This window comes from Streptomyces zaehneri, from assembly GCF_032248645.1.
In the GTDB taxonomy this organism is placed as follows: Bacteria; Actinomycetota; Actinomycetes; order Streptomycetales; family Streptomycetaceae; genus Streptomyces; species Streptomyces coriariae.
The window spans coordinates 20,027-29,338 of sequence record NZ_JASTTJ010000047.1; the positions used below are offsets into that span (position 1 = coordinate 20,027).

The window sequence follows — 9,312 nt, forward strand, 5'->3', positions numbered from 1 at the left end:
CCGGTCGCCCGACGCCGAGGCGCCGGCCGTGAAGGGCCGGCGCCTCGGGGTCGGTGTTCGGAACCGTCAGTGCACGGCGCCGATGCGTTCGACGCGCTCGTCGACACCGTTGCGGAGTTCGTTCAGCGTGGTGCCGGGCGGGGCCGCCTTCGGTGTCGAGGAAGGCGGCTGGGTCTCGTCCGCGCAGGTCTTGCCCTTGGCCGGGACCTTCAGGTCGACCAGGTAGGCGATGACCGCGTCCGTCGCGCAGGCGCTCCGCCCGAACGCGGTGTGCCCCTCCGCCTCGAACGTCAGCAGCGAGGCGTTGTCGAGCTGTCGCGACAGCGCCACCGCGTCCTGGTACGGGGTGTCCGGGTCGCCGGTGGTGCCGAGGACCAGGATCGGTGCCGAGCCCTTGGCCCGGTAGGAGCCGTCGTAGCGGCTGATCCGCTCGCCGGGCCACTGGACGCACGCGGTGGCGTGCTGGTGGTCGTACGTCGGCGGACCGTACGCCATCGCGGGGCCGAGCAGCGGCGCGTCCTTCGCGTTCGCGGTGACGTTCCGCTTCAGCCGACGCAGATCGCGCGGGTAGTCCCGGTCGACGCACTCGACGGCCACGTTCGGGCCGAGGAAGTCGAAGCTCGCCGGGGACGGCGGCCGCAGCAGGAAGGAGGTGTTGTCCCGCAGTTGGGCCTTGCGCAGCGCCGCACCGAACGAGGGCCAGATGACCTTGCCCTCGTTGATGTTGAACATCAGCCGGTAGACCAGCGTGTAGCCGTTGGCCCGGCCGCCGTTCGCGGTCGGCACGGGATCGGCGTCCAGATCGGCCTTCAGCTTCTCGAACGCCCCGCGCGGGTCGCCGTCGCCGAACCCGCAGGTCGCCTGATCGGCGGCGCACCAGTCGAGGAAGCGGCCCATCGCGCCGTCCAGCGCCAGGTACTGCGGCCGGTCGTAGGCGTACGGCCGGTTCGCGTAGTGGACCGGGTCGTAGGCGCCGTCGAGCGTCAGCGCCCGCACCCGCTCGGGGAACATGGCCGCGTAGACGGTCCCGATGTACGACCCGAACGAACGCCCGTAGTAAGTGAGTTGCTGCTCGCCGAGCGCCTGACGCAGCAGGTCGATGTCCCGGGCGACGTATTCGGTGCCGATGTACGGCAGCAGCTCGCCCGCGTTGTCCTCACAGGCCTGGTCGAACTCGGCGGCCTCCTTCAGCGCCGGCCCGTAGGCATCCGGCCCGGGCACGCCCTTCGCCTGCGTGACCGCCTGCGTGTAGCGCGTGTCGTCGAAGCACGTCAGCGCCGAACTGCGGCCGACACCACGCACGTCGTAGCCGAAGACGTCGAACGAGTCGCGGAGCGCGGCCGGCAGGTCCGCGTAGTTGTTGCGCACGAAGTCCACGCCGGAGTTGCCGGGCCCGCCGGGCTGCATGAAGAGCGTGCCCTTGCGCTTCGTGCCGTCCGCGGCCTTCTTCCGGACCACCGCGAGGGTGATGGTCCTGCCCTGTGGCTCGCGGTAGTCGAGCGGCACGTCGGCGTTCGCGCACTCGAAGCCGCCCTGGCAGTCGCTCCAGGTGAGCGACGGCACGGGCGGGGTCGCGGGTGTGTCCGGCCCGGCCGTCGCCCGGGTCGCCGTCCCCGTCCCGGCGACCACGAGTGCCGTCAACGCGGCTCCGAGGACGCCGAGTCGCCCGAAGCGTCTCGGTATGCGGTGTGGAGTTGTCATGGTGTCCTTCCCCCTGGGCTGCTGTGTGGCCGAGTGCTCACGGGTCACGGTGAGTCCGGCTAGCTGAACAGAGGGGGAAAACGCGCGAGAGGTGCCACCGCGTCCGGCTTTCCGCGGAAAATCTTCAGCACCCGATCGGGCGGAGATCGAGGAGAGCGACGAGCGTGCGGGCCCGTCGTGGGCGCGCGTGGCGCGGAAGGCCTCAGAGGTGGTGCAGCACGTTGACCACGCGGCCGTTGGGGTCGCGTACGAAGAACCGCCGTACTCCCCACTCCTCGTCCTGCAGGTGGTGGACGATCTCCGCGCCGCTGTCCCGCATCAGCGCGTAGGCCGCGTCGACGTCGTCGACCTCGACGCTCATGTCAGGGGTCACCGGGGCGGCTTTGTCGCTGCTCATGATGCTGACCTGCGCCGCCGGAGTGGAGGGCGAGGCAAGAGTCATGATCCAGCCCAGATTCATGACTTCCTCGAAGCCCAGCAGCCCGTAGAACTCGCGGCTCTCCTGTACCGCCTCCGACTGGATGATGGGCATGACACGGCGAACGGCCATCGACGACTCTCCATGGGATGGATCGGACACGCATCCTGGACTGTTCACCACTCTGCCGTACCCCACTGACAATCCGGCCCGGCAGGGCCGCACGCCCTGCGCGCACCGCACGCACTGCACGGACCGGACATCGGAGTGTGGCCCCGGCCCGAGGAGTGGGCCGGGGCCACACGAGTGAGGGCTTCAGCAGGTGATGGTGCCCTTGCGCAGCGCGTGTCCGCCGTCGTTGGAGTCGTCGGACCAGTAGACGGGCTTGGAGCCGGCGACGCACTCGTCGGAGCCGGCCGGCGCGAAGCCCTCGTTGTTGTAGTCGGGCATGCCGCTGGGTCGGTCGTAGACGGCGCTGGTGGTGAACGTGCCGGTGGCGTCCACCTTCAGTGTCCGGTGCCGGCCGTCGCAGGTGTCGTCGCAGACGGCCCACAGACGAGCGGCCTGCGGTTCCCACTGGAGCTCCATCACCCCGGACATGCCGCTGCTGAGAGAGGCGACACGGGTGTAGGCGCCGGAGTCGGCGAGGATGTAGCCGTAGATCATGCCGGTGCCCTCGACGCCGACGAAGAACACGCCGCCGCTGTGGGCGCCGTAGCGGGCCGGGTCGTAGGCCGAGCCGGTGGTGGCGTCCTTGAAGCCGGCACCGCTCAGGTAGGTGTCGGGGATCCAGGTGATCCCTTCGAAGCCGAGGTTGGAGCCGGTCGAGGGCAGGTCGGAGGTGAGGTTCCATTCCCTGCTCGAGGTCAGGGTGGAGCCGCCGGCGGTGACGTCGTACTTCAGTACCGAGAGGCGGCTGGTGCCGGAGGCATCGCCGTTGCGCTCGCTCGCGACGAACGCCCCGCCGGCGGAACCGGAGCCGGTCAAGGTGACTCCCTCGCTGTCGGGGCTCCCCGAACCGCCGGGGAAGCGCAGGGTCTTGCCGGAGGACCAGCCACCGCTCGTGTCCGGGGTCCAGCCGCCGGAGCCGTCACGGACCAGGCGCCACAGCTTGCCGCTGTTCTGCGCGCCCCACAGAACGCTGCCCTCCTGGTAGAGGCCACTGAGGTCCTCACCGAACACGTCGGAGGCGTCCGCCGTCGCCACGGTGCCGCTGCCGGGCCATGCCACGGGGGTCGTACCACCGCCGCCGGTGCCGCAGTCGTTGGGAGCTCCGAGGGTCAGGGCCGCCTCCCCGAACGCGCCGGTCCCGTCGGGGCAGCGCGACCAGGAGGCGTCGGAGTGCTCGCTCCAGGCGAAGCTGTCGACCAGGGTGGTGCCGTCGGCGAGGTACAGGCGGGCCTTGTCGTCGGAGCCCAGACCGAACGCGCCGTGGACGTCGAACGCCCGGTACGCTCCCGGTGCCAGCGTGGTTCCGGAAGCGATCTTGTACTTGGAGCTGTTGTTGTCGTCCTTGAGGATCCAGCCCGAGACGTCGATCGTGCCGGTGCCCTTGTTGTAGAGCTCGATCGAGTCGTTGACGTCGCCGGTGGTCACGACCTCGTTGACGCGGATGTCGTCGGCGGCAGCCGCGTGGGCGGCCGGGACGCCGGTCAGGGCGCCCACGGTCAGCAGCGGTGCGGCGACGAGGACACGGGTAAGACCACGGCGCCGACGGCGGGCGATCGATGAAGTCACGAAGTTCCATCCCGAAGTTGTCATGGGCAAGGCGGCTTGACGGTCCCTGCGCAGGCCGAACACGACTCCTCCGTGGAGTCGGACGGCCGGTGAACGACGGGCGAAGCATGCGCGCGCCGCGTTCGCCCCGGTGCGGGCGACGCCGGCGGTGGCGGTGTCCAGGTCGCCGTCGTCGTCGAAGTCGCTGAGGACCAGGCCGTGCGGCCGGGGCACGTTCACCGGCTCGACCTCGACAGTGAACGCGCCGGTACCGTCGCCGGTGAGCAGCCTGACGCCGCCGCCCCGCTCCTCGGCCACGCCAGATCCAGGTCGCCGTCACCGTCGGGTTCGCCGGGCGCGAGGGAGCGGGCGCTCGTGCCTACGGTGAACCGGCTGGCCGTTCCGAAGGCGCCGTCGCTGGTTCCGAGCCCATCGCGGAGAACCCTGTCCAGGCAGTGTGGGCACTGGGGGCTGTGAGGGCTGTTGGGGCTGTGGGGCCTTTCGGGCTCGGTCGCGGTCGGCGCGTGCCACGGCACCGCAGCCTTCTATCCCTTCTCTCCCTTGTGCTGCCGACGCACCATCTCGTCGATCCAGACGGGCGCGAACGGGGAGGTGCAACCCGGTGGCGTCGGGTAGTCCTTGAGCACCTCCAGGCGCTCACCGATCTCGACGGCACGGCCGCGGAGCTCGGCGTGCTCGATCCCGATCTGAGCCAGGCAGTGGTTCATCGCCCACTGAAGGCGGTCCGGGGCGTCCTTCATCTCCGCCTCGATGACGTCGAGCAGTCCTGCGAGGTCGAGGCCTTCCGGCCGCTTCGCCACACGTTCGGTGGTCAGCGCCCAGCCGGCGCTCGCGACCACCGGATCCGGATCGGCGGACCAGATCACGCGCAGTTCCTCGGAGTGCGGGCCCTTCTTCACCACGTAGTTCACGAGCCAGTCGTGCACCTTGGGCGTGCGGGCCTCGCGCAGCATGGCGTCCAACTCGTCACGCTCGAACGCCTTCGGGCGGCAGATCAGGATCGCCAGCAGCCTCGCCGCGGTGTCGTCCGTCTGCCACAGCCGACCCGCGAGTTCCTGCTGCGTCTTCAGCCGCTTCGCGAGCGCGCGCAGCTTGCCGAGGTTCACACCGTGATCGTCACCGTGCTTCTCGTTCACCGCGCGGGTCTTCGGGTCCTCGAGCCCGGCCAGCTCGGCCATCACCTCGGTCAACGCCGTCTCGGACATCTCGGTCTCCTGTCCACCATGTGCGGATTCAGCATAGGTTCCAGCCGTCCGGAGCGGCTCCTGAGCACCCGGGCCCGTCGCTCAAGCGGGCTGCGGGGTGAAGCGCTTGTGGCCCTTGCGGTCGTAGTACGAGGTCATCGCGAAGCCGAAGAGGAGACCGACGGCCGCGCCGATCCCGATCATGGTCCAGGCGCGGGTGAGTCCGGCGTCGCCGCGTGCGTCGAAGTAGAGGATGGCGCGGACGCCGTCGCTGAGCTGGCGCATGGGCTCGAAGTGGGACAGGAAGCGGTAGAACCCGGGGACGGCCTGGAGCGGAACCGTGGCGCCGGACGAGGGCAGACCGAGCACGATGAACACGAACATGGACACCAGCTGGCCGATCCCGCCGAAGGCCGCGTTGATGGCCTGGACGCCGAGGCCGACCGCGAGGGCCGCGCAGTAGGAGTAGATCCACAGCAGGGGGATGTGGGTGGCGTCCATACCGAGGACGCTGACGCAGGCGAGCAGTACGAGGGAGACGCTGAGGACCGTGATCCCGGCCGTCATGGCCATCTTCAGCAGCAGAGTCTGGGTGCGGCTGATCGGCACCGTGGGCAGCCGGGTGTGCCAGGGTCCGATCTCGTTGTCCGCGTAACCGAGGGCGGTGTCCACGCCGTTGCTGATGACGTTGCCGCCCATGAAGCCGGCCAGGACGAGCAGCAGGGTGTAGTAGAAGGCGCTCAGACCGAGGCCGCTGTTGTCGCCCAGGGGGTGGCCGACCGCGGTGACGACGCTCACCGGGTCGGCGAGCAGCAGTTCGGTGGTGGAGTCCGCTCCCGAGGCGGCGGCGGTCAGCTGTTTGCCGATGGTCCGGGAGGCCTGCTGGGCCGCCGTCGTCGTGATCTTGCTGGCGAGGGAGGAACCGAGACTGCCCTTGGCGGGGTTGGTCAGCACGGTCATCGTGGGCCGCGCGGTCGCGTTCGCGCCGGTGAGCGCGGCGACGGAGTCGGTGAAGTCCGCGGGGATGACCAGCGCGCCGTAGACCTTGCCCGAGTTCAGCTCGTCCTGGGCCTGGGCCCGGGTCAGCTGCCGCCAGTCGGCGGTGTCGCTCGAGGTGTCCGAGACGACGGCCGCGGCCACCTGGGTGCCGAGGTTCTGCTTCTGCCCGGCCGGCGGCTTGCCGGTGTCGCTGTTGACGAGTGCGATCGGCAGGTCGTGCAGGTCGCGCTGCGGGCTGACGATGCCGCCCATGTACAGCAGCGACAGCAGCAGGGCGAGCAGTCCGGTGAGGATCGTGGGCACCAGCCACAGCTTGGGGCGGCGCAGGAGAGTGGCGGCGTGTGCTTGAGGGCCGGTGCCGGGGGTCGTGCCGTCGGCGGTCATGGTTCTCCGTCGTGTCTGGGACGTGTCTGGGACCTGGCGGGTGGGTGTTTGCTGCGGGCCGGCCGCCGTGGGCCGCCGGCCGGGATGGGGAGGTACGGCGAGTCGTCCCAAGTCTCGCCGTCCCACGGTCCGGGGGAGCGCCGACAGTCTGTCGACTGGCGGGTCGCCAGCCGGATGGGGTCACCCGTCTCCGCGGCCGTTCGACGGCGTGGGCCGCTTGGTGGACGGGCGGGACGTCCGAGACGGAGCACGGGCCGTGCGCCCGCCGCAACGGCTGGAAGCGGATCCGCCGACGCCAGGAGGGGGTGTGGCGGCTCCGCGGGCCTCGTCCGCCGTCAGGTGGACCTGGGCGTCGGGGAAGGCGGAGGGGCCGCCGATGTGGTCGGCGTCGAAGTGGGTGACCTCGGCCGGGACCACGTCCGACATGTCGTGGAGATCGGTCTCACCGCGGCCGATGGACTGTGGCTGTCCGGGCCGGCGCCGGACAGCCACACGGAAACCGCGGCGGTCGGTCAGGCGCTCGCGATGCGCCACCGGTTGTCGGCGGTGCCGTCGTCGGGGGCCTGGACCGCGAAGGCTCCGACGGCGGTGGAGTTGCCCGCGATGGCGAGCAGTTTGCCGCTGTGCACGTTGCGGATCTTGTAGGTGCCGTCGCCCTGGTCGAGCAGCGTCCACTGATGGTCCGAGGTGCCGTTGTCCGTCCACTGGAGCACGCTCGCGTTGTCCGCGGTGGACATGTTCAGCACACCGAGGACCTTGCCGCTGTTGACGTTCCGGAAGCGGACCGCCGTTCCGTCGACGATCATCTCCCAGTCGTGGTCGGCGGTGCCGCTGTCGGTCCACTGGAGGGCGAGGCCGCCGTCGGCGGTGGACATGTCCTGGACGCCCAGCACCAGGTTGCTGGCCGCGTTGACGAGGTGTACGGCGGCGGTGCCACCGGTGTTCCAGTAGACGGTGTAGTTGAAGCCGTGCGCGTCGTGGAACGGGCCCAGGTCGACGCCCGAGCCGCCCGCGGTCGCGGTGAAGGCGAGCGACGTGCTGCTGGTACGCGCGATGCTGGCGGTGTCGAGCAGCGGGAGTGTGCTGAGCGCGCTGTCTCCGTAGTCGCCGGCCAGCACGACCGGCCCGTAGGTGACCGCGGCGGTGTTCGCGTTGTCGGGCGTGGGCCGCAGGACGACCCGCATCGGCAGACGGACGGTGACGGTGTCACCGGACGCCCATGTGCGGGTCAGGGTGGCGTAGGTGCCGGGGGTGGTGGCGATGTTCTGCGCCACGCCGTTGACGCTGACGGTGGCTCCGGTGGTCCAGCCGGGAATGCGGACGCGCATCGACCACGTTCCGGCGGCGCTGCCGGTGACCGTCAACGTGGTCGTGTCGCCGGTGGGGTACGAGGTGGTCTGGGTGACGGTGATCCCGCGCTGGGACCAGGTGAGCACCGACGGCACGAACAGGTTCACGGTGAGCGTGGTGTCGTTGCGGAAGTAGATGGAGTCCATCAGCCGGGTGTGCATCTCCAGGCCCGTGCCCTGGCAGCACCAGAAGGTGCCGTAGTCGGTGCTCCAGGTGCCGCCGCCCCAGGCCGGGCCCACACCGCGCCGGCCGCCCGGGTTCAGCGGGGTGAAATAGGTGACGTGGCCGTGGGCGTCCGCCGGGTTCTGCTGGCCGATCATGTGGTTGAGCCACGCCTGCTCGTAGAAGTCGAACAGCGCGGCCCGGTCCGGGGTCAGCGCGTACAGGTCGCGGGTGAGTTTGAGCATGTTGTACGTGTTGCAGCTCTCGCAGGTGTCCTGTTTCAGGTAGGCGGCGATCGCGTTCGGCGCACGGAAGTGCTCCGCCTGGCTGTTGCCGCCGATGGCGTAGGTGTGGGTGCCGACGGCGATGTTCCACGCGTTGGTGGCGATGTCCCGGTACCGGGTGGTGCCGGTGGCCTTGTACCCGCGCAGGGCGCCGATCCACTTGGGGACCTGGGTGTTGGCGTGCAGCCCGTTCAACCGGTCCAGGTTGGCGGCCAGCGGGTCGAACACGGCTGCGTGGTCGAAGCGTTGGGCGGCGGTGAGCCACCGGGCGTCGCCCGTCTGCTGGTAGAGGTCGCACAGCACGTCGTTCATGCCGCCGAACTCCACGCCCAGCATCGCCTGCATCTGTGCCCCGGTGAGCCGGCCGGTGCGGGTGTCGACCCAGCCCGCCAGAGCCAGCAGGACGTCCCGGGCCTGCGTGCTGCCGATCAGGCGCCACACGTCCAGCAGCCCGGCGAGCGTCTTGTGGATCGTGTAGTACGGCACGTTTCCGTTGCTCAGGGTGCCCTGTTCGAGGGCGGTGAAGTCGGACTCGGGGTAGCCGGAGAGGTAGCCGGCGGTGAATCCGGCGGCGCTGTTGTTGGCCTGGCACTTGGCCAGCTCCGCCACCATGGAGAGCGCCTTGCTGCGGGCGACCGAGTCCCCGGTGACGGCGTACAGCTGCGCCCAGGCGGTGAGGAAGTGTCCCTGGACGTGGCTGCGGAAGGGGAAGTCGGGTGCGTCCCAGCCGCCGTTGGCGGCTGCGCCGGCCGTGGAGAGCTTGTGGTTGGCGCGGAAGGTGTACAGCAGCCGGTCGACGTCCACGAACCGCAGGTAGGCGGCTGTGCGGTTCTGGTTGTCCAGCCACCGGCTCGCGGTCAGCCGCACCTGGCCGAAGTCGAAGGCGTACGCGGAGACCCCGATGTCGGCACGGGCGGGAGGCACGGCCGCCCGTGCGGGAGAGGCGCCGACGAGGGGGCCGGCCGCGGAGGCGGCGAGCGTGACTCCGGCTGTTTGCAGGAGGCGCCGTCTGCTGAGTGAGGAGGACATCGTTCCACCTGTTCCTTGATCGGAGGAGCGGGGATGGGGGGCCGGCGGAGGGGGGCTGCCGAGG

7 protein-coding genes are annotated in these 9,312 nt (G+C 70.3%); all 7 read right to left on the reverse strand.

Annotation, left to right across the window (positions count from 1 at the left end; translation table 11 throughout):
• Positions 1-66 precede the first annotated feature (66 nt).
• Entirely contained in the window at positions 67-1,701 is a 1,635-nt protein-coding gene (locus QQM72_RS39915) for an alpha/beta hydrolase (protein ID WP_314225710.1), read from the reverse strand.
• A gap of 202 nt (positions 1,702-1,903) precedes the next feature.
• A complete protein-coding gene (locus tag QQM72_RS39920; protein ID WP_314225711.1) occupies positions 1,904-2,251 on the reverse strand; it encodes a VOC family protein in 348 nt (115 codons plus the stop codon).
• Positions 2,252-2,434: 183 nt separating this feature from the next.
• Positions 2,435-3,856 (reverse strand): lamin tail domain-containing protein, encoded by a 1,422-nt coding sequence (locus QQM72_RS39925; RefSeq protein ID WP_314225716.1) that lies wholly within the window; start codon positions 3,854-3,856, stop codon positions 2,435-2,437.
• 524 nt (positions 3,857-4,380) lie between these two features.
• Complete coding sequence (locus QQM72_RS39930; RefSeq protein WP_314225712.1) at positions 4,381-5,061, reverse strand: DNA alkylation repair protein; 681 nt, start codon at positions 5,059-5,061, stop codon at positions 4,381-4,383.
• Between the two features lie 81 nt (positions 5,062-5,142).
• Entirely contained in the window at positions 5,143-6,423 is a 1,281-nt protein-coding gene (locus QQM72_RS39935) for a YhgE/Pip domain-containing protein (RefSeq protein WP_314225713.1), read from the reverse strand.
• Positions 6,424-6,603: 180 nt separating this feature from the next.
• Positions 6,604-6,849 (reverse strand): hypothetical protein, encoded by a 246-nt coding sequence (locus QQM72_RS39940; RefSeq protein ID WP_314225714.1) that lies wholly within the window; start codon positions 6,847-6,849, stop codon positions 6,604-6,606.
• 86 nt (positions 6,850-6,935) lie between these two features.
• On the reverse strand, positions 6,936-9,248 hold the full coding sequence (locus tag QQM72_RS39945) for a beta-L-arabinofuranosidase domain-containing protein (RefSeq protein WP_314225715.1): 2,313 nt from the start codon (positions 9,246-9,248) through the stop codon (positions 6,936-6,938).
• Between the last annotated feature and the right edge of the window lie 64 nt (positions 9,249-9,312).

Bases quoted from the DNA above. Each gene is read 5' to 3' on its own strand.
- QQM72_RS39915 (WP_314225710.1), bottom strand. From the start codon at position 1,701: ATGACAACTCCACACCGCATACCGAGACGCTTCGGGCGACTCGGCGTC.
- QQM72_RS39920 (WP_314225711.1), bottom strand. From the start codon at position 2,251: ATGGCCGTTCGCCGTGTCATGCCCATCATCCAGTCGGAGGCGGTACAG.
- QQM72_RS39930 (WP_314225712.1), bottom strand. From the start codon at position 5,061: ATGTCCGAGACGGCGTTGACCGAGGTGATGGCCGAGCTGGCCGGGCTC.
- QQM72_RS39935 (WP_314225713.1), bottom strand. From the start codon at position 6,423: ATGACCGCCGACGGCACGACCCCCGGCACCGGCCCTCAAGCACACGCC.
- QQM72_RS39940 (WP_314225714.1), bottom strand. From the start codon at position 6,849: ATGTCGGACGTGGTCCCGGCCGAGGTCACCCACTTCGACGCCGACCAC.
- QQM72_RS39945 (WP_314225715.1), bottom strand. From the start codon at position 9,248: ATGTCCTCCTCACTCAGCAGACGGCGCCTCCTGCAAACAGCCGGAGTC.